General features: G+C 40.6%; 22 protein-coding genes and 1 pseudogene. 4 read left to right on the top strand and 19 right to left on the bottom strand.

From position 1 onward, the window contains the following. Positions 1-6: 6 nt before the first annotated feature. Complete coding sequence (locus tag WYK_RS17845) at positions 7-1,509, bottom strand: tetratricopeptide repeat protein (protein ID WP_040375816.1); 1,503 nt, start codon at positions 1,507-1,509, stop codon at positions 7-9. Positions 1,510-1,810: 301 nt separating this feature from the next. Here WYK_RS17845 and WYK_RS17840 point away from each other — a divergent pair, with 301 nt between their 5' ends. After that, the gene (locus WYK_RS17840; protein WP_051387649.1) at positions 1,811-2,485 is read left to right on the top strand and encodes a phosphatase PAP2 family protein; all 675 of its coding nucleotides are present in this window, start codon (positions 1,811-1,813) and stop codon (positions 2,483-2,485) included. 45 nt (positions 2,486-2,530) lie between these two features. On the opposite strand, the gene hisIE is transcribed toward WYK_RS17840, so the two are convergent. The 8 genes from hisIE to WYK_RS17800 are packed head-to-tail and all read right to left on the bottom strand — an operon-like array spanning position 2,531 to position 8,989. Then, positions 2,531-3,163, bottom strand: coding sequence for a bifunctional phosphoribosyl-AMP cyclohydrolase/phosphoribosyl-ATP diphosphatase HisIE (hisIE, locus tag WYK_RS17835; protein WP_040375815.1), 633 nt, complete (start codon positions 3,161-3,163; stop codon positions 2,531-2,533). After that, on the bottom strand, positions 3,160-3,918 hold the full coding sequence (hisF, locus tag WYK_RS17830) for an imidazole glycerol phosphate synthase subunit HisF (protein WP_040375814.1): 759 nt from the start codon (positions 3,916-3,918) through the stop codon (positions 3,160-3,162). Before hisF ends, hisIE begins: the two co-directional genes overlap by 4 nt. Then, positions 3,919-4,653, bottom strand: coding sequence for a 1-(5-phosphoribosyl)-5-[(5-phosphoribosylamino)methylideneamino]imidazole-4-carboxamide isomerase (gene hisA, locus WYK_RS17825; protein ID WP_040375905.1), 735 nt, complete (start codon positions 4,651-4,653; stop codon positions 3,919-3,921). A 2-nt stretch (positions 4,654-4,655) separates the two neighbouring features. After that, the gene (hisH, locus tag WYK_RS17820; RefSeq protein WP_040375813.1) at positions 4,656-5,285 is read right to left on the bottom strand and encodes an imidazole glycerol phosphate synthase subunit HisH; all 630 of its coding nucleotides are present in this window, start codon (positions 5,283-5,285) and stop codon (positions 4,656-4,658) included. Further along, complete coding sequence (gene hisB, locus WYK_RS17815; protein WP_040375812.1) at positions 5,286-5,873, bottom strand: imidazoleglycerol-phosphate dehydratase HisB; 588 nt, start codon at positions 5,871-5,873, stop codon at positions 5,286-5,288. Positions 5,874-5,899: 26 nt separating this feature from the next. Then, positions 5,900-7,168, bottom strand: a complete 1,269-nt coding sequence (gene hisD, locus WYK_RS17810; RefSeq protein ID WP_040375811.1) for a histidinol dehydrogenase — start codon at positions 7,166-7,168, stop codon at positions 5,900-5,902. Positions 7,169-7,190: 22 nt separating this feature from the next. After that, the gene (gene hisG / locus WYK_RS17805; protein ID WP_040375810.1) at positions 7,191-7,814 is read right to left on the bottom strand and encodes an ATP phosphoribosyltransferase; all 624 of its coding nucleotides are present in this window, start codon (positions 7,812-7,814) and stop codon (positions 7,191-7,193) included. Beyond that, complete coding sequence (locus WYK_RS17800; protein ID WP_040375809.1) at positions 7,811-8,989, bottom strand: ATP phosphoribosyltransferase regulatory subunit; 1,179 nt, start codon at positions 8,987-8,989, stop codon at positions 7,811-7,813. Before WYK_RS17800 ends, hisG begins: the two co-directional genes overlap by 4 nt. Before the next feature lie 272 nt (positions 8,990-9,261). Between WYK_RS17800 and WYK_RS25010 the strand changes: the two genes are divergently transcribed. Further along, positions 9,262-9,399 (top strand): hypothetical protein, encoded by a 138-nt coding sequence (locus WYK_RS25010; RefSeq protein WP_161629155.1) that lies wholly within the window; start codon positions 9,262-9,264, stop codon positions 9,397-9,399. Between the two features lie 335 nt (positions 9,400-9,734). Here the strand turns inward: WYK_RS25010 and WYK_RS17795 are convergent, their stop codons facing one another. The 5 genes and pseudogenes from WYK_RS17795 to hprK all read right to left on the bottom strand — a co-directional run bounded on the left by WYK_RS17795 (position 9,735) and on the right by hprK (position 13,632). After that, a complete protein-coding gene (locus WYK_RS17795; protein ID WP_040375808.1) occupies positions 9,735-10,253 on the bottom strand; it encodes an acyltransferase in 519 nt (172 codons plus the stop codon). Beyond that, positions 10,250-10,903, bottom strand: coding sequence for a pyrophosphatase PpaX (ppaX, locus tag WYK_RS17790; protein ID WP_040375807.1), 654 nt, complete (start codon positions 10,901-10,903; stop codon positions 10,250-10,252). Before ppaX ends, WYK_RS17795 begins: the two co-directional genes overlap by 4 nt. After that, complete coding sequence (locus tag WYK_RS17785) at positions 10,893-11,837, bottom strand: nucleoside recognition domain-containing protein (RefSeq protein WP_040375806.1); 945 nt, start codon at positions 11,835-11,837, stop codon at positions 10,893-10,895. The genes ppaX and WYK_RS17785 overlap by 11 nt, the downstream gene beginning before the upstream one ends. A gap of 19 nt (positions 11,838-11,856) precedes the next feature. Further along, positions 11,857-12,671 (bottom strand): annotated as a pseudogene (gene lgt, locus WYK_RS17780) (prolipoprotein diacylglyceryl transferase). A gap of 28 nt (positions 12,672-12,699) precedes the next feature. Further along, the gene (gene hprK, locus WYK_RS17775) at positions 12,700-13,632 is read right to left on the bottom strand and encodes an HPr(Ser) kinase/phosphatase (protein WP_040375805.1); all 933 of its coding nucleotides are present in this window, start codon (positions 13,630-13,632) and stop codon (positions 12,700-12,702) included. Between the two features lie 262 nt (positions 13,633-13,894). Between hprK and WYK_RS17770 the strand changes: the two genes are divergently transcribed. Next, positions 13,895-14,452, top strand: a complete 558-nt coding sequence (locus WYK_RS17770) for an N-acetylmuramoyl-L-alanine amidase family protein (protein ID WP_040375804.1) — start codon at positions 13,895-13,897, stop codon at positions 14,450-14,452. A 58-nt stretch (positions 14,453-14,510) separates the two neighbouring features. Here the strand turns inward: WYK_RS17770 and WYK_RS17765 are convergent, their stop codons facing one another. From WYK_RS17765 to WYK_RS17745, 5 genes are all read right to left on the bottom strand, one after another. After that, positions 14,511-15,608, bottom strand: coding sequence for a DUF4097 family beta strand repeat-containing protein (locus tag WYK_RS17765; protein WP_040375803.1), 1,098 nt, complete (start codon positions 15,606-15,608; stop codon positions 14,511-14,513). Positions 15,609-15,922: 314 nt separating this feature from the next. Continuing rightward, entirely contained in the window at positions 15,923-18,802 is a 2,880-nt protein-coding gene (uvrA, locus tag WYK_RS17760; RefSeq protein WP_040375802.1) for an excinuclease ABC subunit UvrA, read from the bottom strand. Positions 18,803-18,808: 6 nt separating this feature from the next. After that, positions 18,809-20,785, bottom strand: coding sequence for an excinuclease ABC subunit UvrB (gene uvrB, locus WYK_RS17755; RefSeq protein WP_040375801.1), 1,977 nt, complete (start codon positions 20,783-20,785; stop codon positions 18,809-18,811). Positions 20,786-21,008: 223 nt separating this feature from the next. Further along, entirely contained in the window at positions 21,009-21,239 is a 231-nt protein-coding gene (locus tag WYK_RS17750; protein ID WP_040375800.1) for a CsbA family protein, read from the bottom strand. Between the two features lie 129 nt (positions 21,240-21,368). Further along, a complete protein-coding gene (locus tag WYK_RS17745) occupies positions 21,369-22,973 on the bottom strand; it encodes a catalase (protein ID WP_040375904.1) in 1,605 nt (534 codons plus the stop codon). A gap of 341 nt (positions 22,974-23,314) precedes the next feature. On the opposite strand from WYK_RS17745, the gene WYK_RS17740 reads away from it, so the two are divergent. Further along, positions 23,315-24,854 (top strand): N-acetylmuramoyl-L-alanine amidase (locus WYK_RS17740; protein WP_040375799.1); only part of this gene is annotated, 1,540 nt, incomplete at its 3' end.

Raw genomic sequence — 24,854 nt, 5'->3', positions numbered from 1 at the left:
ATCTGCTCAAATGATAAGCGCCTGAACTAATTTGATGTATTTAGAAAGTGTAGCTGTCGAGATAGAATACTTTTCAGCGATTTCTGTTTGACTTTGTTTTACATTCCCATGCTTATGCCAGATATATTCACATGCTGCGGCCCAGCCTGTTGGGTTAGTCAGTTTTTGTTCTTCTTTCACCGCTTCAATAAAGACTGCGAACCACATTAAAAACAAACCAGCTTCTTTAAATTGAATCGGATTAAAGTGTTGATATAATACATTCGCAGTTTGATCAGCGAAATCTACTGCATCTTCTGCACGATTTTCATTATTCTTGAGAATCAGTGATCGATACGATTTTTCTATTTTAGAAAAACGAGAATTATCCGTAAACAATTTGTGTTTAGTGAGACTTTGTTTTTTAATAGAATTCTTGATTAAGAATATCGCAAATAAACGCTCTTCTTTAAATTCACTTTCTAAACGTTTAAGAATCGACGGAAGGTGATGCTCAAATCCATTAACCGCTGCATTTACTTCTAACCATGGTTCATGCCCCGCTTTATCCGGGTCAAGTTTCACAACTCTTTTCCAATCCTGTTCCGCTCTGTCCTCATATCCCAGCTCATAACCTGATGCTGCGAGCCAGTAATAAAAGTTCCCGTCGCCTTCATAGCCTTCTTTTTGCAGCTGTCTTAACCATTTATAGGCAAGTGCATGTCTCCCAATTAACGCAAAGGTCGAACCCAGCTTAAAACGATGATCAATTAAAATAGGACGTACCTTCTCTAAGGTGTTCACTAGTTTATCCACTTCTTCGTTTTTTTGCTGATAGTAATCGAAAACAAGCAGGTTACAAAGGGCATGCAAATTACCTGGACTTTTGGTCATAACTTCTTCTAATGTATTATAAGCCTCTTCCACTCGTCCTAAATAAAAATAAGCGAGTGCTAGATTATTATAAGCTGACCAGTAATCTTCATATTCATTAATGGTTTCCTTTAAAACATCCACAGCTTTAAGAAAATTACCTGACTCCAAATATTCCCGAGCTTGTTCTTGTTTGCCAATAAGCCCATCCTGAAGGGTAAGGCTTTCTTCTGTCTCATCTGATTCCAAAGTGATTAGATCAAGCAGGTCTTCTGCATCTTCACTAAACTCTCCGTCTTCTTCCTTTTCAAGATACGTACTCGCATGAAGAAAGGCTTCTTTAAACATACCCTGGTGGGCATAGTTATTAGCTAAAAAATAATGGCATTCTGTCATATATGGATCTAGAATGTTAAGAATATTTTCCAGTAGATTATTTGAATAGCCATAATCACCAATTTCAGTACATGTTATTGCCAGCTGGCAAACAATAACCGGCTCCTCTGGTTCTAGCTCCATGGCACGTTCTAGATACTTTTTTGCTTTATATAATTCACGTTTATTATATGCTTTTAAACCCTTGGCGAAATAATATTCTCCAGTTGGGTGAAAGGTCAATATTTTGGCTGTTTGAGCCAATTTAGAGTCTTTACTCATGAAATCCTCCATCTACAAGTTGATTAGCTATAGTAGTATATCATAATCTATAGGTTTTGCGTATTATCCCAAGTGTTCGATTCATGCGCTTATTTAGTAAAAATCAACAGCTTTCAGACATTTTTCTTTATCGATTGCTAGTACCTATGATACAGTTAAATAGCCATTAGTTAGGAGAATGTTTTTAATTGGAAAAATTATTTTCTTCGAAAATCTGGTTTTAACGTACTATAATTAACAGAATGAAAATCTGTAGAAAGCTGTTTATTCCACAGTAGATCAATATCTAAAGGAGAAGTATATGGCAACAAAAAACAGGGGGAAAATAATTGATTTATTAGGCTTCGCGATTTTTCCGGTTCTTGGAATATTTTATGGTTGGTTAAATCTAAGAAACTCTGAAGCAATTGAACTTTCAACCCCGATAGATTCTTACATTCCATTTTTAACCGTATTTATTATTCCATACATTGCTTGGTACGCCTATTTGTTCCTTGCCATCTTCTTTTTTTGGTTTATGGACCGAATTGTTTATTGGAAAACCCTGCTTATGATTGCTGCAGGAGAAGTTATTTGTTTTATTATTTATTATTTTTACCAGACAACGGTTCCTAGACCCGCACTAGAAGGGGATTCTATTTTCACAACGTTAACAGCTTTGATATTTAGAAATGATGAGCCTGTTAATTGCTTTCCAAGCATTCATGTCCTGACAACAAGTATCGTCATGCTTGCCTTCTTACAAATCAAAAAAACTAATTTCTTCCAAAAGTCACTCATTCATATCATAGGCGCTATAATTATAATGTCAACATTATTTGTAAAACAACATGTTGTGTATGATTTACTTGGTTCCATCATATTAACCGTCATTTTGAATGTATTATTTTTCAAAGTGCAATGGAGTTTTGCTAGAGGATCAAATAAAAAAAGAGCAAAAAAACTTCAACAATCTGGTGTAACGATGAAACTATAATCACAAAAAAGGAGTCCGCCATAGCGGACTCCTTTTATTCATGTATTAATCTTTTTTCGCGTGTCTTTCCTTCAAGACATCTAAGACTGCTTGTAACGGCAGCTCCTGCTCTTGGAATAACACAATTAGGTGATAGAGTAAATCAGCCGATTCCAGACTAAGTTCTTCATGATTGCGATTTTTCGCTGCTATGATGACCTCAGAAGCTTCCTCTCCAACCTTTTTGAGGATTTTATCTACCCCTTCATTAAATAAATAGGTGGTATATGATCCCTCAGGCATCGTTGATTTTCTTTCAGCAACTACTGATTCAAGATCAAACAAGAAGGATGCCGGCGTTTTAGAAGAGGATCCCTCCGCTTCAAATAATGTCTCAGAGAAGCAGCTTGTTGTCCCTGTGTGACAAGCTGGTCCTTCAGGTATAACCTTCACCACTAAGGCATCTTGGTCACAGTCGTAATTAATCTGTTTAATTTTCTGTGTATTGCCGCTTGTTTCTCCTTTATGCCAAAGCTCGTTCCGAGAACGGCTAAAGAACCAAGTTTCTCCTTTTTCAATGGAAAGCTTAAGCGACTCTTGATTCATATAGGCAAGTGTTAAAACCTCGCCTGTATTAGTATCCTGAATAATTGCTGGTACTAACCCTTTTTCGTCAAAAGCAATTTTTTCTATATTCATCGTACAACCACTCCCTGTTTTTTTAGAAACGTTTTTACTTCTTTTACTGATGTCTCTTTATAGTGAAAAATTGAAGCGGCAAGTGCTGCATCTGCTTTCCCCTCTTCAAATACCTCTTGAAAATGTTCAGCGTTTCCTGCCCCGCCGGATGCAATAACCGGTACGGATACCGCCTCTGATATGGCTTGTGTCAATTCAATATGAAATCCGCTTTTCTCACCATCACAATCCATGCTCGTTAATAGGATTTCACCAGCTCCACGACTGACCGCTTCAACTGCCCATTCAATGGCAGTACGTTCAGTTGGCTTCCGTCCTCCATGTGTGTATACTCTCCACGTGTTAATATCTGGATCATAACGGGCGTCGATGGCAATGACGATACACTGTGAACCAAAATAATCGGCTCCTTCAGTGATTAACTCTGGCCGTAAGACTGCAGCTGTATTTAACGATACTTTATCGGCACCAGCCCTCAGCAACCGTTTCATATCTTCAAGCGTATTAATGCCTCCCCCTACTGTAAAAGGGATGGCAAGACTTCCTGCTACCTCTTTCACCACATCAACCATGGTTTCACGGCCCTCATGGGAAGCTGAGATATCTAGAAAGACCAATTCGTCTGCACCTTCCCGGTCATAAAAGGCAGCAAGTTCCACTGGGTCACCTGCATCGCGTAACGAAACAAATTGGACACCTTTTACCACTCGCCCTTCCTTAACGTCAAGACAGGGTATAATTCGTTTCGTAAGCATTTAAATCCGCCCCTTTTCCAGTGCTTCACGAACAGTAAATCGATTCGTGTAAAGGGCTTTTCCGACTATAACACCTGTAATCCCACTGCTGTGATATTCCGTTAAGGCACTGATATCAGCAAGCGTACTAATCCCGCCTGAAGCAATGACATCTTTTCCTGTAGCTTCAGCCATGGCTCTTACACCTTCAATATTCGGACCTGCCAGCATCCCATCAGTGGCAATATCAGTGACAATAAACGTTTCAGCTCCAGCATCGGCAAGTGCTTTCCCAAGTTCAATGGCCTTTGTTTCAGACGTCTGCAGCCAGCCATGAGTAGCAACCATCCCGTCTTTGGCATCAATGCCAATCGCAATACGATGGCCGAATTGACGGATCATATCTTTCGTAAAAGAGGGATTTGACACAGCCGCACTGCCGAGAATAACACGCTCAATTCCATTTTCAAGATAGTGCGTAATATCTTCTTCTGTACGAATTCCTCCGCCAATTTGGATTTTTGCAGATAGCTCCTTGGCCGCTTTGATAACATAGGAATCATTGATTCTGCTTCCTTCTTTAGCACCATCCAAATCAACCATATGAATCCATTCGGCTCCTTGGTCAGCAAAGTTTTTCGCCATATCGAACGGAGAATCACCATAGATTGTTTCCTGATTGTAGTCGCCTTGTATGAGCCGGACGCATTTTCCGCCCCGCATATCAATTGCTGGATAAATCGTGAAATTCCCCATCGTCATTTCTTCCCTTCCACTAATTCAATGTAATTTTTCAACAGCTGCATGCCCATTGTTCCGCTTTTCTCTGGATGAAACTGCATCCCGTAGACATTGCCATTACTGACAATCGCCGGTACAGCCACATCATAATCAGCAGAAGCCGTTACCACCGTTTTATCCTCAGCTTCGATATAGTAGGAATGTACAAAATACACATAGTCTTCTTTTACATCCGTAATTAATGGTGAAGGATGTTGAAAATTCAAGTAGTTCCAGCCCATATGCGGAACTTTATAAGCCTGTTCATTACTGTCTATTCCCGAAAACTTCACAACCTTACCTGGAATAAGTGACAATCCCTTAGTTGGTCCATTTTCTTCGCTTTCATCAAATAAAAGCTGCATACCTAGGCATATTCCTAACAGAAAGCCGCCGGATTGGGTATATTCCTTTAAAAACACGTCCAGCTTCTGCCGCTCAAGCAGGTTCATCGCATCACGAAACGAACCAACACCGGGAAGCAAAATACCGTCTGCCTTAACTAGCTCAGCCGGATCATCCGAAATAAAAGACTCAACATCAATCCGTTCAAGGGCCTTGCTTACACTAAATAAATTGCCCATGCCATAATCGACAATGCCAATCATTTATAACATTCCTTTCGTTGAAGGAATCCCTTTTTCACGAGGATCGATTGAAGTAGCTTCGTCTAAGGCTCTTCCCAATGCTTTAAAAATTGCTTCAATCATATGATGAGTATTGTGTCCGTAGTGTACGATAACATGAAGGTTCATTCTTGCTTCAAGTGCCAGCTTCCAAAGAAATTCATGAACAAGCTCCGTATCGAACGAACCGACCTTCTGTGATGGAAACTCAGCTCTGAATTCTAAGTGCGGGCGATTGCTCAGGTCAATAACCACTTGAGCCATTGCTTCATCCATAGGGACAAACGCATTTCCATATCGTTTGATTCCTCGTTTATCTCCTAGTGCTTGAATCAAGGCCTGTCCAAGACAAATGCCGATATCTTCCGTTGTATGGTGGTCATCGACCTCAATGTCGCCTTTTGCATCGACAATCATGTCAAATTTCCCATGTTTAGTAAATAAATCGAGCATGTGCGTCATAAACGGAACGCCCGTCTCAATTGAAGCATTGCCCTCACCATCAACGGCAAATTCAAGCTTTACATCTGTTTCATTCGTTTTACGTACAATACTTCCCACGCGTTCCATACTGCTCCTCCTTTTATGGCCAATATTTACTTTACGCCTCGTATTTCAATTGCACGTGCATGAGCTTCTAATCCTTCAAGTCGAGCAAAGCCAGCTATTTTTTCAGCATTTTCCCGAAAATCTGTTTCACTGTACATAATAATGCTCGATTTCTTTTGAAAATCATCGACATTAAGCGGACTAGAAAAACGTGCCGTACCGTTAGTTGGAAGGACATGATTAGGTCCCGCAAAATAATCACCAACAGGTTCTGAACTGTATCTGCCTAAGAAAATAGCACCCGCATGACGAATTTTCGCCATCACCTCAAATGAATCCTTCGTAATGATTTCAAGATGCTCAGGTGCGATTTCATTTACGGCATGTATGCCCTCTTCTATATCTGTACATAGAATAATTCGGCCATAATCTCGAATCGCTGCTTCAGCAATCTCACGCCGAGGAAGCTTTTCAAGTTGTTTTTCCACTTCTAAAGCGACTTCTTCGGCAAGTACCGATGATGTAGTTACAAGGACACTGCTGGCCCGCACATCATGCTCAGCCTGCGACAGTAAATCTGCAGCTACATCTGGAGCTAATGCGCTCTCGTCAGCTAGAATAGCAATTTCACTTGGCCCAGCAATCATATCGATCGCCACATCACCAAAGACTTCGCGTTTCGCAAGCGCTACGAATATATTGCCCGGTCCGACAATTTTATCCACCTTAGCTATCGTATCCGTCCCATAAGCAAGTGCTGCTATCGCTTGTGCACCACCAACACTGTATATCTCTGAAATACCTGCAATCTTTGCCGCTGCCAAAACAGCCTCACTCAAACGGCCATCCTTACCTGGCGGAGACACCATGACAATCCGTTTTACTCCAGCAGCCTTCGCCGGCAAAACATTCATTAAAACAGATGAAGGGTACGCAGCTGTTCCACCTGGCACATAGACACCCACTGCATCAAGCGGAGTAATCTTTTGACCAAGCATCGTTCCCGATTCCTTCGTCGTCATCCAAGAATTACGCAGCTGCTTTTCATGAAAGCTGCGAATGTTCTCTGCCGCTTCTGTAATAATGCTGTATGCTTCATTACTAATAGAAGAAACAGCTCGCTCTATTTCAGCCTCTGAAACAGCCAGTTTTTCAAGTTTTACCTGATCGAACGTTTCTGTATAATTGTATAAGGCCTGATCGCCGTCTTTTCTAACGTTCGCAATAATTTCTTGTACAGCTTTACGCTGTTCGGCAGTCCCAGCGTCCACTGACCGTTTAAGCGAAATTCCCTCAGTGTATTTTTCGATCAACATCATGGTCACCTCTTTCTATGCCTTAAATAATTTCAGCCAGCCGGTCGACAATCTCAGTAATTCGTTGTTCCTTAATACGGTAGCTGACCGGATTCGCCACTAGTCTAGAGGTGACATCAGTTATTTTGGCGTACTCTACTAAACCATTTTCTTTCAAGGTCTGCCCAGTTGACACAATATCAACGATTCGTTCCGCAAGACCGATTAAGGGAGCCAGTTCAATGGAACCATTTAGCTTGATAATCTCCACCTGTTCACCTTGCTGCCGAAAATAACTCGACGCAACATTCGGATATTTGCTCGCAACCTTAGGGGAAATATCACTAATTTTTGTTCCTGGCAGTCCGGCAACTGCAAGATAACAAGCACTAATTTTTAAATCCAGAAGCTCGTATACATCTCGTTCTTCTTCAAGCATAACGTCTTTTCCCGCAATCCCAATATCAGCCACCCCATGTTCAACATAGGTTACAACATCCATTGGTTTAGCTAGGATAAAACGGAGATTTTCTTCCTCTACTTCTAAAATCAATTTACGAGAATCATCAAATTCAGGGGGAAGCTGGAAACCAGCTTTACGAAGCAGTTCGGCTGCTTCTTCAAAGATTCTCCCTTTAGGCATAGCAATCGTTAAGAAGCTGTTCATTTTTTACTGTCTCCATTTCCGACAAAAAACTGCACTTCGGCAAATGAAGCCGTGTAAGCATCGACATTCGTTACAGAATTGATATCCTGTAAAGCCACACTCTTCCCTTGGGCACGTAATGCTCTTGCGGTTGAAATTGCATCATTACGACGCTCCGAGCTGAATAAAATGCATTGTGTTTCATTATTTTCATCTACAGAGCCAACCGCTTCCACAAGACGATCCATTCGAATTGCGAAGCCAGTAGCTGGAGCATTCCAGCCGAATTTAGCTAACAGATTATCATATCTTCCTCCGTTGCCTATCGGAGAGCCAACCTCCCCTGCATAAACCTCAAAAAGTGTACCCGTGTAATAACTCATATGACTAACAAGTGTAAGATCAAAGCTAACGTATTCTTCAACGCCATACGCCTTTAATTGCTGGGCTAATTCTTTTAATTCTGTCAGTGTTTCTTGACCTACACTATTTTCAAGTAACTCAAGCGCCCGTGAAATCGTATCTTCGCCGCCTCTTAATGAAATGAAGGCAATTAAACGCTGCTTATCTATAGAAGATAGCGGAAGTGATTTAACATGCTCCCGGTACCCTACATAATTCTTTTCATAGAGGAACTTACGCAGTACCGATGCTCGTTCTTCATTCCCAAGAATACTGAGAAAAAGCTCCTGTAGAAACCCAATATGACCAATCGATATTTTAAAATCCTTAAGACCTGCTGCCAGCAAGACATCTGCCATTAAGGTAATCATTTCAGCATCCGCACTGATTGAACCATTCCCAATACATTCAATGCCGATTTGCTCAAACTCAGCTGGGCGTCCGCCCTCTCTCTGCTGCGCACGATAAACATTAGCCGAATAAGCCAGTCTAAGCGGCACCTGTTCCTTTAATATCTTAGAGGCCGCAGCACGAGCAATAGGTGCTGTCATATCTGGTCGCAATACAAGTGTATGCCCTTGCTGATCAAGGAGCTTAAATAGCTGTTGATCAAGAATGGCCGAAGCCTCTCCAACCGTTTCATAATATTCTAATGCTGGTGTTTCAATAAATTGATAACCCCACTTTTTTATTTCCGTACTTATCTTGTCTCTGGCAGCCGCCTTCGTTTCATATAGACGCGGAAGCGTATCTCGCATACCAAGAGGTTTTTCAAACATAAATAATTTACTCACACATACACACCCTTTACTAAATCTACTCTTCTATCTAGGGTTCACTTACTTTAATCATTAACCCAATAATATGCGTATTAAACAAAACGCTTTAGTTCGCTAATATGTTACCAAAGTGAAGTTACTATCAGTCTACTCTCCGTTCATACTTCCGTCAAGGAATTGAGAGGAATTATTTTCAAAAAAAAAAGCTCACAGATAGGTTTATTATCCACTTGAATTCGGGTAGATATAAGCTGTTGTTTATTTTTCAGTGAAGGAGTCAGTTTATAATGGATAAGGACGTTCAAGATAAGTTTTTTGAGGGGCTAAAGAATTTATTTGAGTCAGCCTCCAACCAGCCAGATCTTTCATTAAATGAAATGATGAATCTTTTATCAGAGCAATTAAAAGGAATCTACCATACATAAAGAAAAGGCCTGCTCTCAAAAAGGAGCAGGCCTTTGTTCGCGATTCGAGCTAAGTGGACACCGGGGTTAGACCCCTCTTGTGACTTTTTTATACAGTTCAAACATCTGGTGTGTGCAGATCTATGGGATTAGTGTGCAAAACGATCGAATTTGTGTGCAATTCAAACGCTTTTCTGTGCAAATGGAAGACATTTCTGTGCAAACGCCTTTTTCTAGGTGAGTGGGGTTATTACAAAGAGCGTCGTCACTAGAATGATATAGGGCCGAATCATCTCCAAATTGACTCGCCAAAGTGTCAAAAAAAGACTGTCGTGAACCCTCGACAGCCTGTAAACTCATGTGATTGAATTTGAATTCCGCGTAGTCATTTCTTCCTTTGTATAAATAACTTGCATCGGGTTTCCGCCAACGAAGGATCCCTCTGCAACATCTTTATGTACAAGAGTTCCCGCAGAGACAATCGCGCCGCTGCCTATAGTAACACCTGGTAGAATGGTCGTATTGGCACCGATTAATACTTCGTCGCCAATAATCACTTCTCCCAAGCGATATTCCTTTATTAAGTATTCATGTGCCAAGATGGTTGTATTGTATCCAATGACCGTATTTCGTCCAACCGAAATTTTTTCTGGAAACATAACATCCAGCATGACCATCAGGGCAAAGGACGTCTGCTCGCCGACCTTCATCCGCAGGAAGGTTCGATACAGCCAGTTTTTCATCCCTAGAAACGGGGTGTAGCGTGCCAGCTGAATCACGATAAAATTTTTCGCGACTTTTACGAAAGGAACGGTTTTATACACTTGTTGTAACGAGTTCGCACCTTCTACTGGGAATCTTTGGGTTCGTCTCATAGACGATTGTCCTCTAAAATGGTAAATAAGTCTGCTATCGTTTCAAGCATATAGTCCGGGTTGAATTGGTTGAGATAGTCAGCGCCTTTTGCACTCCACGCAACACCTGCTGTTTTTGTTTCTGCTCTTTGTCCAGACAGAATATCATGATAGTTATCCCCCACCATAATGGCTTCTTGTGGAGTGGAGCCCAAAAGCTTTAATGCGGTGAATACAGGTTCTGGATCCGGTTTCGCCTTTTCGACATCGTCTAAAGTAACGACGACATCAAAGAATTGATCCAATTTAGTTAGTGCTAGTCCTTTTTCCACAATATCTCGTTTCTTCGTCGTCACAATGGCAAGTTTATAACCGGACTCATTCAAGGTTTTAATCGTCTCAAATACACCCGTAAATTCCTTAACGAGCAGGTCGTGATTTTCCCAATTATGGGCGCGATAATGGCTGATCATTTCGTCAGCACGTTCTGGGTCAATTTTAGAAAAGGTCTCATACAGTGGAGGCCCGTTAAAAGTGATGATTTCTTCACGTTGATAGACACCTGGATAGAAAAAATCGAGTGTTTGTGTAAATGAAGAAAGGATTAACTCATTCGTATCAACTAATGTTCCATCAAAATCAAATAGCAGGGTTGTCGTCTTACGATTCATATGCGGGTTCCTTCCTCTTTTCATTGATGTTTCGATTCCAAATGAAGCCGATTATCATTGTGAGTATGATGGCTACACTCGCTCGAATTAGAAATAATGGCAGCACAGGTATTCCAAGAGGAATAAAAATTAAAGTATCTTCGACAACCGCATGGCAGGAAACCAAGAAGATAAATGCAAGAGTCATATCCTTCTTACTGACTCCATCCTCTTTGGCAGCTTGAATCATGACCCCGGCTCCGTAAGCGAGACCTATAGTCAGCCCTGCGACAAGCGTCATTGAAGCATTGGGTTTCATACCAAGCAATCTAGCAAATGGCGCGATTATTCTAGAAAAGTAATCCAGCCATTTCAGGTCTTTCATGATTTGAATGACAACCATCAGCGGAATCACAATTAACGCAAGCTGAAAGACTCCCGATGCTGCCCGTTCTAAACCATTCAGTAAAATCGGTCCGATGCCGGATATTTCAACTTGTTGGCTGATAAAGCCATATTTCGCTGTTTCCGTTCCGCCGTGCCAGACTAAATTAATCACGACAGCCGATACTAACGCCAAACCAATCCTCACTGTAAGGATGACCCATAGTTTGACACCGACCTTCATCGCTACTCCCGATTCAATCAATAAGTTATGTGAAAAGGACAGCATTGTCGCTAAAATGAATACTTCTTTAACCGTCAAATCAAGTGTTAAGATTGCACCTATACCTGCATATAAATTAAGAAAATTACCTAGAACGAGAGGAATCGCAGCATCCCCAGGCAAACCAAGCAAGTTCATGATAGGAGCAATTGCCGCTATAATCCACTTTAAAACAGGTGTATATTGAAGTACAGAAACGATTAATGTTACTGGAAAAATCACTTTACTAAGCGTCCAAGTTGTTTTTAATCCCACGATTAGCCCGCTTTTTACTGAAGCTCCAATCAACGCTTTCCCCCCTAGCCTTTTACGACTCCAGATACTTTTTAGCAGATTGTCCTGTTTTTCTTCTATAGATCCAGATCAAAATCGCCGCTGCAATTGAAGCAATTGAAATAACTTGTGCAATCCGAAGATTCTCCGTCAGCATTAAGCTGTCGGTTCTCATCCCTTCAATAAAGTAACGTCCTATGGAGTACCAGATAAGGTATGATAAGAAAATTTCACCCGTACGCAGACTTGTTCTTCTTATCAAAATTAATAAAACGACGCCTGCCAAATTCCATAGCGATTCATATAAAAAAGTTGGATGATGATACACACCATTTATGTACATTTGATTTACGATGAAATCAGGTAAATGCAAGGTCGACTCTAAAAAAGAGCGGCTCACTTCTCCTCCGTAAGCCTCCTGATTCATAAAGTTTCCCCATCGTCCAATAGCCTGACCGATTAATAAACCCGGTGCAGCAATATCAACAAGCTTCCAGAATGATATTTTTTTACTTTAGAAAAAATATACCCCGTTAAAACAGAGCCGATGATGGCACCATGGATGGCTATCCCGCCTTCCCAAATCTTAATGATTTGTCCCGGGTTTTGTGAATAAAAGTCCCATTGAAAAAATACATAATAAATCCTTGCACAAATAATAGCTGCTGGAACCGCAAATAAAATAACATCTATAAACGTTTCCTTATCCAACCCTCTACGTTCAGCTTCACGCACCGCTATGAATAGACCCAGCAAGACGCCCAACCCAATAATCAGCCCATACCAATGGACAGTTATTGGCCCTAAGTCGACAGCAATGGGATTAAGCGGCTGTATTCCTTGTTCCATTTTACCCCTCTTTTCTATTTAGCATGACTCACAGATCCTCGTGACCTCTGGATATGGTATTGTTCAAGCGATCTGAAAATTGTTCAGCCGCATTGACACCCATTTTTTTCAAACGGAAATTCATCGAAGCTACTTCAATAATAACTGCAAGATTTCGACCAGGGCGGACTGGCACAGTCAATCTCGTAACGTTTGTATCGATAATTTTGATAACTTCTTCATCAAGACCTACCCGGTCATATTGTTTGTTCTTTTCCCATAACTCCAGGTTAATGACCAAGGATATTTTTTTATTGCTGCGAACCGCACCAGCACCGAACAGCGTCATCACATTAATAATCCCCAGGCCGCGAATCTCAAGCAAGTGCTCAATCAGTTCAGGAGCATTCCCGACTAAGGTATCTTGATCCTCTTGTCTGATTTCCACACAATCATCAGCTACCAGACGATGACCTCTTTTTACTAGTTCAAGAGCGGTTTCACTTTTACCGACCCCGCTTTTCCCAGTAATCATAACACCTACGCCATAAATATCGACTAATACTCCATGGACAGCAGTCGTTGGAGCGAGCTTGCTTTCTAAAAAGTTTGTTAAGTGGCTGAACAGCCTTGTCGTTTTCGAATTTGAACGCATCACTGGAACCGATTCTCTCTCGGAAGCCTCAATTAATTCATCAGGGATCTCATAGCCCCTTGTTATGATGATACACGGGGTCAAATCACGACATAAATCATTCATTCTGTTCACTCGTTCAGCAGGACTCAGCGTTTCAAAAAAAGACATCTCTGTTGTACCAAGCAACTGCACTCGTTCAGAAGGATAATATTCAAAATATCCCGCGAGCTCAATACCTGGTCTTGATAAATCACTTGTTACAATCGGACGGTTAATCCCTTCTTCCCCACTGATTAGTTCTAAATCAAATGTATCTAACAAATCCTTTGTACGAACGCGCGCCATCTATTTTGCTCCTCTCTCATGGAGTTAATGTATTCTTCTGTAAATATAGATTTCATTTTAGCAAATCCCTTTCAATAACTAAAGGAAACTATAAAGTTAATTCCGACTTACGTCCTTTTGCCTGACACTATATTACCACATTTAAGGAAGTGACTTACTAATTAGCTATACAACTTTTTTTCATAAGCATGCTCCTTTTTTCCGTTTGAACGGTATATATCCTTCGAAGGATTGTACGAAAAAACAGAATAGGAGATGGCTCATGAAAATTATGATTGATGCTGGACACGGATACCAGACTCATGGAAAACAAACGCCTGATGGAATGAAGGAATATATCTTCAATCGTTCTGTTGCCGCTCATTTAAAAAACTACTTAAAAGGGTTCAAAGATACTTACGTTTACTTTGCTCACTCAGATCTCGAAGATGTTCCACTTAGAGAACGTACAAACAAAGCTAACACCCTTTCAGTCGATTTATATCTCTCTATTCATGCCAATGCCGCCGGCAGCGGGGGCTGGCATGCTGCCAAAGGAATTGAAACCTATATCTATTTATCTAAACCGAGTGAGGCATTAGCTCTCGCAAACTGTATACAACTAGACCTAGTTTCTGTCACAGGTCTCAAAAACCGCGGGATTAAAACAGCTGAGTTTCACGTGTTACGTTATACCCAGTGTCCTTCGATTCTCATTGAATGCGGCTTTATGACAAACCATCGCGAAGCCGCTCTGCTAAAATCCGAAATCTACCGAAAAACATGTGCTAATTCAATTGGCAAAAGTATTGTTCAGTTTTATAGAATGGCTAAAAAGTAGAAGTACAAAAAAAGCGTCCTAAAAAGGGGATCTAACCCCTTTTTAGGACAGCTCTGGTTTATGATACTGTTATAGCACCCGTCTTTGTATCGGCAAATAGATGCAGACTTGGGAGGGTATTTTTTTGGGTTTTAAATTTAAGTACCTTTTGAATGACATCACTTTTTTCTTCAATGACATCGATTCCGCCTATACTTATATTAAAGCTGCCCAAATTAGACTTTAACTCCCCATCCGCTGAGGTACCTGAAGGAAGCTGCAGCTGAATCGAACCTGTCACAGATTTGGCTTGAATCGATTCACAAGCCGCTTCAAGTACCTGACAGGAAATTTGCCCATTAAAGCTTTGTGCATCAATCTGCTTGTAATGACCGTTAACCACTATTGCTCCATTTAGCGACTCTGCTTCAACAATCTCAAGACGTGAATCATTAATCGTAATCTTTCCATTACCCGTTTCAGCATCGCACGTTTTTCCCTCTACTTTTTGCAAAGTGATTGCGCCATTTGCTGTTTTGGTTTTTAAGGTATCAACGAGTAATGAACCCCCCGTTATTCCACCATTAAACAATCTTATGGAAATAGACTCATAGTGTCTAACTGGTACAAATATTTTTGTATCTACTTTAACTGACTTTTGCAAAACATGAAATCTAACTCTGCCTTCTTCATTCGTAAAGTGTACATTTTTTAGGAACTCTTCCCGTGCTTGAGCCTGTGTTTCACTACGATAAACCTTCGCGGCACATTCAATTCTAATATCTGGCTGATCCCAAGTTTCAATCGCGAGCTTTCCGTTAGCAATTTCTATTTCGATTTCCTTTAAGTCTCGCGGCAAATCCTGAAAGATATGATTAATTTCCTGTGACGTTCCGAAATTAAAATCCAAATCCGTATCTTTAATTTTTTGAATGGCTGTCTCAACAAAGCCTAGGATTTTTTCCTTTGAAAATTGAACCCTCTTATTTAAGGACTCATTTTCCTTCGGTGTTTCCTTATTTAGAACAACCGTAGACAATTCATTGAGAAGATTCTCCTCTTTTTTTTCACTTTCCTTGTTTGCTTTATCCAGTTCATTCAGAATTGTGTAAGCTTCTTCTACCGTAATTAATCCTTCTTGTACCATTTGAAGTATTTTCTTTTTTTCCTCCTGCATAACCGACTCCTCACTTTCAAAATAAAGACTTAGATTTTTAACTCCTTGTAGTTTCATACGCTCATACCTACAAAAAGTTCCATGATTTCTCTATAATACTGCTAAATGATTTCGACAAATAATGCTGACAATCTTTGCAGCACATTTACTTAGATTTCCTCGGAAATAATAAGAAATCACCAGCTTTAATTAATCGATTAATTAAATTTCCCGTTACAACATTTAACATTGACTGACACGATTTAACAATTTATTGACACAGTCTAAACCTATTAGTAGTAAAGAAAAGCAAACCTAAAAGGCTTGCTTTTCATTTATTGGACCGATTCATGCTCTTTGGCTTTAATCTTATTTTCCATTCGAATTTGATCACGAAGGATAATCGGTTTCAAATATTTTCCCGTATACGATCCATCAAACATCATAATCTCCTCAGGAGTACCCGTTGTCAAAATTGTTCCACCCTTATCTCCTCCCTCAGGACCGAGGTCAACAATATAATCAGAAGCTTTAATTACATCCAAATTATGTTCGATTACCAGAACAGTATCACCATTATCAACCAAACGCTGCAATACCTCTAAAAGTCTTGCAATATCATGTACGTGCAGACCAGTCGTCGGCTCATCAAGAATATAGAATGAGCGGCCATTCGAACGTTTATGAAGTTCAGATGCAAGTTTCACACGCTGAGCTTCCCCGCCGGAAAGCGTGGTTGCAGGCTGACCAAGCTGTAAGTAGCCTAAACCAACATCATAAATAGTCTGTATTTTACGTTTGATTTTCGGGATATTTTCGAAGAATGGATTTGCCTCTTCAACGGTCATCTCCAGAATATCGGCGATGTTTTTCCCTTTGTACTTTACTTCCAATGTTTCACGATTATAACGTTTTCCATGACATACCTCACAAGGTACATACACATCAGGCAGGAAATGCATTTCAATTTTAATAATGCCATCTCCACGGCAAGCTTCACACCGGCCGCCTTTTACATTAAAACTAAAACGGCCTTTTTTATACCCGCGGATTTTTGCTTCGTTAGTTGAAGCAAACACATCACGTATATCATCAAAGACACCTGTATAGGTTGCCGGATTGGATCGCGGTGTTCGCCCAATGGGTGATTGATCGATATCAATGACTTTATCCAGGTAGTCAATGCCTTTAATTTCTCGGAAATCCCCTGGCTTCGCTTTGGCTCGGTTTAATTTCTGTGCTAATGCTTTATGAAGAATTTCATTAATTAAGGTGCTTTTCCCTGAACCCGAAACACCTGTTACAGCAATGAATGTTCCAAGTGGAAACTTCACATTTACATTTTTAAGGTTATTTTCTTTCGCACCCTTAATCTCGATAAATCGTCCATCACTAACCCGACGTTCCACCGGCAGCGGTATGAACTTCTCACCCGAAAGATATTGACCAGTTAAAGAACGTGGATTCTCCATTACTTCTTTCGGAGTACCGGCAGCAACTATTTCGCCTCCATGAGAACCTGCTCCTGGTCCAACATCGATTAAATAATCAGCCGCAAGCATCGTATCCTCATCGTGTTCGACAACAATCAGGGTATTTCCTATTTCACGCATATTCTTCAATGTATCAATTAACCGGTCATTATCGCGCTGATGGAGACCGATAGAAGGCTCATCTAGAATGTATAAGACGCCTGTCAGTCGTGAACCAATTTGTGTAGCCAGACGGATACGCTGTGCCTCTCCGCCAGAAAGAGTTCCCGCTGCTCTGCTCAACGTTAAATATTCAAGTCCAACATTCGCCAGAAATCCAAGACGTTCTTTAATCTCTCGAAGGATCAACTTCGCAATGGCCTGTTCTTTTTCTGTTAATTCCAGATTAGCAAAAAACGCCAATGATTCCTCAATAGAGAGCGATGTAGTTTGACTAATCTGCTGCCCTTGTATTAAAACTGCCAAACTTTCCGGTTTCAGCCTGTAACCTTTACAACTAGGACAAGCACGATTAGCTAAGTATTTTTCCATTTGATCACGGGTATAATCAGAACTGGTTTCTTTGAAACGACGCTCAATATTTTTTAAAACACCTTCAAAAGCAATAAAACTTTCATGTACCCGTCCGTAATCATTTTTATAGCGGAAATAGATTTTCTCCTTTTTTGAGCCATATAAAATGATATCCAATTGATCTTTTGGCAATTCCTTAACCGGAACATCCATATCAATTCCGAAATGCTTGCATATGGTTTCAAGCAGCTGTGGATAATACTGTGAACTTGTCGGCTCCCAAGGCGCGATTGCATGCTGCTTTAGCGTCAACTCTTTATTAGGAATGACTAACTCAGGATCCACTTCTCTTTTAATTCCTAGACCATCACATTCCGGACAAGCGCCAAACGGACTGTTAAAGGAAAACATCCGCGGCTCCAGTTCTTCAATGGAGAAGCCGCAGTAAGGACAGGCGTGATGTTCACTAAACAGCAATTCGTCATCATTTCCGATCACATCTATAAGGACTTTTCCACCGCCGAGCTTTAAGGCACTTTCTAGGGAATCAGCAAGTCTCGCTTCTACCCCTTCCTTCACAACAATTCGGTCAATGATTACTTCAATGGAATGTTTTTTATTTTTTTCGAGTGAGATTTCATCGCTTAGATCATGCATTTCCTTGTCAATCCGCACCCGTACGTATCCTTGCTTTTTCACATCTTCAAGAATTTTCACATGCGAGCCTTTTCTTCCTGCAACCAACGGTGAAAGCACTTGGAGTTTGGTTCGTTCCGGATACTCCATGATGCGGTCTACCATCTGCTCAATTGTTTGTGATGAAATCTCGATATGATGAATCGGACAGGTTGGTCTTCCTACTCGTGCATAAAGCAAACGCAGGTAATCATAGATTTCTGTTACTGTTCCTACTGTCGACCGAGGATTTCTGCTGGTAGTCTTTTGATCAATAGAAATCGCTGGTGATAGTCCTTCAATCGCATCAACATCGGGCTTATCCAATTGTCCAAGAAATTGGCGGGCATAGGCAGACAGTGATTCTACATAGCGGCGCTGCCCCTCTGCATAAATCGTATCAAACGCCAGTGATGATTTCCCTGAACCTGATAAGCCTGTAATAACCACCATTTTGTCTCTCGGGATGATGACGTCAATGTTTTTCAGGTTATTGGCTCGTGCTCCTTTAACCGTAATTTTATCCATAGCCATGTATCGTCATCCTTCCGCCTTTAATTCTATTAATAAATCACGAAGTTCTGCTGCACGCTCGAAATCAAGCGCTTTAGCCGCTTCCTTCATCTGTTTCTCTGTACTTGCAATCACTTCAACCCGTTCTTTTTCTGTCAGTGTTTTATAATTTGGAACGGCGTATTCTTCCTGCTCTTCAGCAGCATATGTTGCACGAATCGAGTCGCGAATATCTTTTTGTATGGTTTTCGGAGTAATTCCATGGTCTTGATTATACTTTTCTTGAATTTCCCGGCGACGTGTTGTTTCCTGAATCGCCAGCTCCATGGAATTCGTCATTCGATCAGCATACATAATTACTTGGCCGTTTTCATTCCGAGCTGCCCGGCCCATTGTTTGAATGAGTGATCGTTCAGAACGAAGGAATCCTTCTTTATCCGCATCGAGAATGGTTACAAGCGATACCTCAGGAATATCCAACCCTTCACGCAATAAATTGATCCCAATTAACACATCATATTTACCCATTCTTAGCTCACGAATGATTTCTGTTCTTTCTAAAGTCTTTACCTCAGAATGGAGATATTGAACCTTGATGCCAATTTCTTTTAAATAATCAGTCAAGTCTTCAGACATCTTCTTCGTTAACGTAGTGACCAAGACCCGTTCGTTTCGTTTAACGCGCTCATTAATTTCACCAATTAAGTCATCAATCTGACCTTCTATCGGCCTGACTTCTATTGTCGGATCAAGAAGCCCCGTCGGCCGAATAATCTGTTCAACCATTTCCGGCGTATGCTCGAGCTCATATGGACCAGGTGTAGCAGAGACGAAAATAGCTTGGCTGACTTTCTGCTCAAACTCTTCAAAACGGAGCGGGCGATTGTCTTTTGCAGATGGAAGCCGAAAACCATGGTCAACTAGGACCTGTTTACGTGCCTGATCACCATTAAACATTCCCCTTATTTGCGGCAAGGACACATGGGACTCATCCACAACGAGCAGGAAGTCTTTTGGTAAATAATCAATTAACGTATAGGGTGTTGATCCAGGCGGGCGTAAGGTAAGATGACGCGAATAGTTTTCAATTCCAGAACAAAAGCCCATCTCAGCCATCATTTCCAAGTCATAACGAGTCCGCTGCTCTAGTCGCTGTGCTTCGAGGAGTTTATCATTCTCACGTAATTCAATTAGTCGTTCTTCGAGCTCAGCTTCAATATTTTTTATGGCTACTTTCATTTTTTCTTCTCGTGTTACGAAATGAGAAGCTGGGAAAATAGCAATATGATCTCGGTCTCCTGTAATTTCTCCGGTTAGCGCATTTACTTCGCGAATACGATCAATCTCATCACCAAAAAATTCTATCCGAACACATTGTTCGTCGCGAGATGCCGGGAAAATCTCAACAACATCTCCACGCACTCTAAAGGTCCCCCGTTGAAAGGCAATATCATTTCGTTCGTATTGAATATCTACCAGTTTATGTAACAAGGTATTCCGGTCTATTTCTAAACCAGTTCGCAGCGAGACAAGCATTTCCTTGTATTCCTCTGGTGAACCGAGGCCGTATATACAAGAAACACTGGCAATGATGATGACATCTTGGCGTTCAAATAGTGAAGACGTTGCAGAGTGCCGAAGCTTATCAATCTCATCATTAATACTCGCATCTTTTTCAATAAATGTATCCGTAGACGGAACATATGCTTCAGGCTGATAGTAATCGTAGTAACTGACAAAATACTCAACCGCGTTTTCAGGAAAGAATTCCTTAAACTCACTGTATAGCTGTCCTGCTAATGTCTTATTGTGAGCAATGACCAGTGTCGGTTTGTTTATCTCTTTAATAACATTAGAAACTGTGAATGTTTTTCCTGTACCAGTTGCACCGAGAAGGGTCTGGTATCGTTTTCCTTCGTTAATACCTTTTACAAGTTCCTGTATAGCCAGCGGCTGATCTCCCTGGGGAGTATATTTTGAAACCAACTCGAATTTATCCTTCACCTAGTACCCTCCTAAACGGGATTTTCTTGTTTAACTTCTATAATATATATAAAGGAAGCTCCCTCTACTACCAGAAGCTGCACCCTCTTTATTTATAACCCTTTTACAAATACTTCTATACTCATTCTACCACAAAGCATAAAAAACAAACCATAAAAAAGCGAACATTTATTCGTTTTTTATTTAATAGATACAGCTCAATATACCAAAAAAAGACACCTTTTCAGGCGCTCTTCATGGTACGATTCATCATTCTTGTAGAAAGGTAAAAACCAACTGTCAATGACAAAGCATCAACAATAACCAGCCACCAGGCATGGGTATATCCTTTATAGGCTGAAGCAGCGATTAAAGCAACGGTTAACCCCAGTCCGACATAGCGATTATAGGTAACTCTAGAGAATAGCATCACTAATAGGCAAGGAAGAAAAAGGGCAGATAAAAGCTTAATCATTTATTCATCTCCTTAAAGAGAAAAGTCTTATTATATGATTGGTATTCAGTTTAATGGATTATCGCCGACAATGCTATTGATTATCTAAAAAAAGTAAATTTCCTTCGATAGGAAATTTACTTTTGATCCTTAATATGGTTCAGCGTCATGACCTTTTTCTACGGCTTCTTCAGGCGCATCATTACCTTCTTTGGAGCTGATTGGTTTTGAGTGCTCTGTTTCACCTTTGGGTGCATTGGCAAGCCCATCTCTTAAGCGGCGGCCATACTCTTGATCTGCCTCTTCCGCAAGTGCAATCATTTTCTCTTGAATCCGCTTATCAGCAGGTCCCAGTGCACTGACTAAGTTAGCAATTAATTCTTCTCTCTCCCATTCTTCAAAATTACGGAACGTTTCACCAGCTTGTTTCGTATTACTTGGACGATCAATGGACTCTCGAACCAAATGTCCTTCAATAAAAGGTGTGTATTCCTTTGCAGTAGGTTTTGCTTCCTTTAACCCATCAATGGTAGAAGGCTCATAATTAATATGAGGATTTTGTTTTTCACCTAAATCTACTTTGTATTGCATTTGGCCGCCGCGTTGATTCGTTGCAACCCTTTTATTAGGCGCATTAATTGGCAGCTGTAGATAATTGGGACCAACACGGTAACGTTGTGTATCAGAATAGGAGAAGGTCCGGCCTTGCAGCATCTTATCATCTGAGAAATCAAGCCCGTCAACCAGTACTCCGGTTCCAAATGCAACTTGTTCTACTTCAGTGAAATAATCCTCGGGATTTTTGTTCAGCGTCATAGTCCCAACATGCTTCCATGGGAAGGTATCGTTTGGCCAAAGTTTCGTATCATCCAACGGATCAAAGTCCAGCTCTGGATGGTCATCATCACTCATAATTTGAACAAACAAGTCCCATTCTGGAAAATCGCCCTTTTCAATGGCTTCATATAAATCTTGTGTCGCGTGATTAAAATTAGTAGCTTGAATTTTATCCGCCTCGTCTTGTGTCAGGTTTTTAATTCCTTGCTTCGGTTCCCAGTGATACTTAACAAGAACAGCTTTGCCCTCTTCATTCACCCATTTATAGGTATTCACACCTGACCCTTGCATCATACGGTAATTGGCCGGTATTCCCCATGGTGAAAATAAGAACGTAATCATATGGAAGGTTTCCGGTGAACTAGAGCAAAAATCAAATATTCTCTTTCCATCTTGGATATTTGTGACAGGATCCGGTTTAAACGCATGAATAAGATCCGGAAACTTGATCGCATCACGGATAAAGAATATTTTTAGATTGTTTCCGACCAAATCCCAATTGCCGTCCTCTGTATAAAATTTCACTGCAAATCCACGTGGATCACGCAGCGTTTCTGGAGAAGTTCCGCCATGAATTACCGAAGAGAAACGCACAAAAAGAGGAGTTTGCTTCCCTTCTTCTTGAAATAACTTGGCACGAGTATAGGTTGAAACAGGCTCGTCCCCAGCTTTTCCTGTAGCGGTAAAATACCCGTGAGCTCCGGCACCACGTGCATGAACTACTCTTTCTGGAATCCTTTCCCTGTCAAAGTGGCTGATCTTTTCCAAAAAATCATAATTCTCTAATGTAGTAGGCCCGCGATTTCCTACGGTCCGCATGTTCTGATTATTAGTGACTGGATGTCCTTGTCTGTTAGTTAATGTTTCTTCATTTTCATTATCTGCTCGTTTTTTATTTTTTCGTTTTCGTTTATCAATTTTCTTCCTCCTTTTTAATTTACACCCAGTAATATCCCTCAATTAAAGAAAATATTCCTTTTCTAAAATAAATTGAAGGTAAATGATTCCTATTGATAGTTCAAAAGACTTAATATGAAGTAAAACCTATTCAACTAATGACATTTTAGCCGATATTACCCATACCTGTTTTTAGCATATTTTGATAGTTTAGCTGTTTTTTATGTCTAAAAAAGTGTAATAATATTACTTTTTTAGATTATTTTTAGTTTTTTTGTCTTTTGTGTAAAAAAATAGTTTATTATTGTACTAGGCAAAAAATGGGTTTTGAAAAAATACTTTTATGTAAGGCGGCGAACAGCATGAAAAAAAGATTAGGATCTCTATTGTTAGCCACGGTACTCTTCTTATCACTATTCACAGTTGTGAATCCTGCTGAATCAGTATTAGCAGCTGCCACGGTAAAAGCAAAGGTTAATGCAAGTTCCCTTAACGTCAGGGCTAAAGCAAGCACAAGCGCTAAAAAGTTAGGGACACTAAAAAAAGGGAACACCGTGACGATTTCTCAGGAAAAGAGCGGCTGGAGCAAAATTCCTTATGGCAAGACCTACGGATGGGTCTCATCCAAGTACTTGACCAAAGTAAAGACAGCTAAAGCAGCGGCTGCCTCTGTAACAAAGAACGGCTATGTAACAGCTACTTCTTTAAATCTGCGGTCATCTGCCTCCACGAGCAGCAAAACCTTGGCGACCTTAAAAAAAGGGTTACTCGTCAATATTAAATCCACAAGCGGCACATGGTATAAAGTGTATGTTCCTTCCACTAAAAAAACAGGTTGGGTTTCCAAGTCGTACATAACTGATAAAAAACCCGTTACAGCTGTAAAAACGGAAGCTAAAGGTACAGTCTATTATGTTACCGCCTCAACACTTAATATCAGAAAATCAGCCTCTACTTCCGCGGCAGTTGTTACATCGGTGAAAAAAAATGATAAAGTAACCGTTAGTAAAATCAGTGGTAAATGGGCCAGCTTAAAAACGGCATCTGGGAAAAGCGGCTGGGCTAATACTTCTTACTTAACAAAGAAAGCACCTGTTAAAAAGGACCCTGTTGAAGAAGCAAAACCAGCTGAGGATTCTACTGAACCGGATAGTGATTCAGGAGTATACTACGTAACGGCTAACGGGTTGAATATCCGTAAAGACGCCAATACAACAGCTAAGGTTGTAACAACCGTTAAAAAAAATGATGAAGTAACCTTACTTGAAGTAAACGATGACAACTGGGGTAAAGTACTAACCACAGCCGGAGTTATTGGCTGGGCATCAATGAAGTATTTAACTGATGAAGAACCAGTCAGAGGAGTAAGTGGTAAAGTAATCGTGCTTGATCCTGGCCACGGCGGGACAGATCCTGGGGCAAGCGGCAAAAATAATAATGAAAAAACGCTTACCCTGAAAACAGCTAAAAAGCTACAATCCAAATTAGAGGATGCCGGCGCGACTGTCATTATGACACGCACAGGTGATATCTATCCTTCTCTTACCAAACGTGTAGAAATCAGCGAAAAATATAAAGCTGATGTATTTATTAGTATTCATTACAATGCAAGTACGAGCAAAACAGCTAATGGTGTGGATACATTCTATTACAAAACGAATGTGAATGAATACGAGCTGGCAAAATGTATTCAAGAAGAAGTGATTAAAGCCACCGGCATGAAGAGCCGTGGTGTTAAAGAAGGAAACTTCCAAGTCATTCGTTCGAATAAACAGGCTTCAATTTTAGTTGAACTTGGCTTTATCTCCAATCCAACTGAAGAAAAAGTCATTGCCACAGACGCGTACCAGACTAAGGCGGCTACTGGAATCTTCAATGGTTTAGAAAAATATTTCAATCTAT

Origin of the sequence: Peribacillus psychrosaccharolyticus ATCC 23296 (assembly GCF_000305495.1) — a bacterium.
GTDB classification, from domain to species: Bacteria; Bacillota; Bacilli; order Bacillales; family DSM-1321; genus Peribacillus; species Peribacillus psychrosaccharolyticus.
The sequence above is the reverse complement of the archived record's forward strand: the minus strand, read 5'-3'. Positions and strand labels throughout refer to the sequence as shown.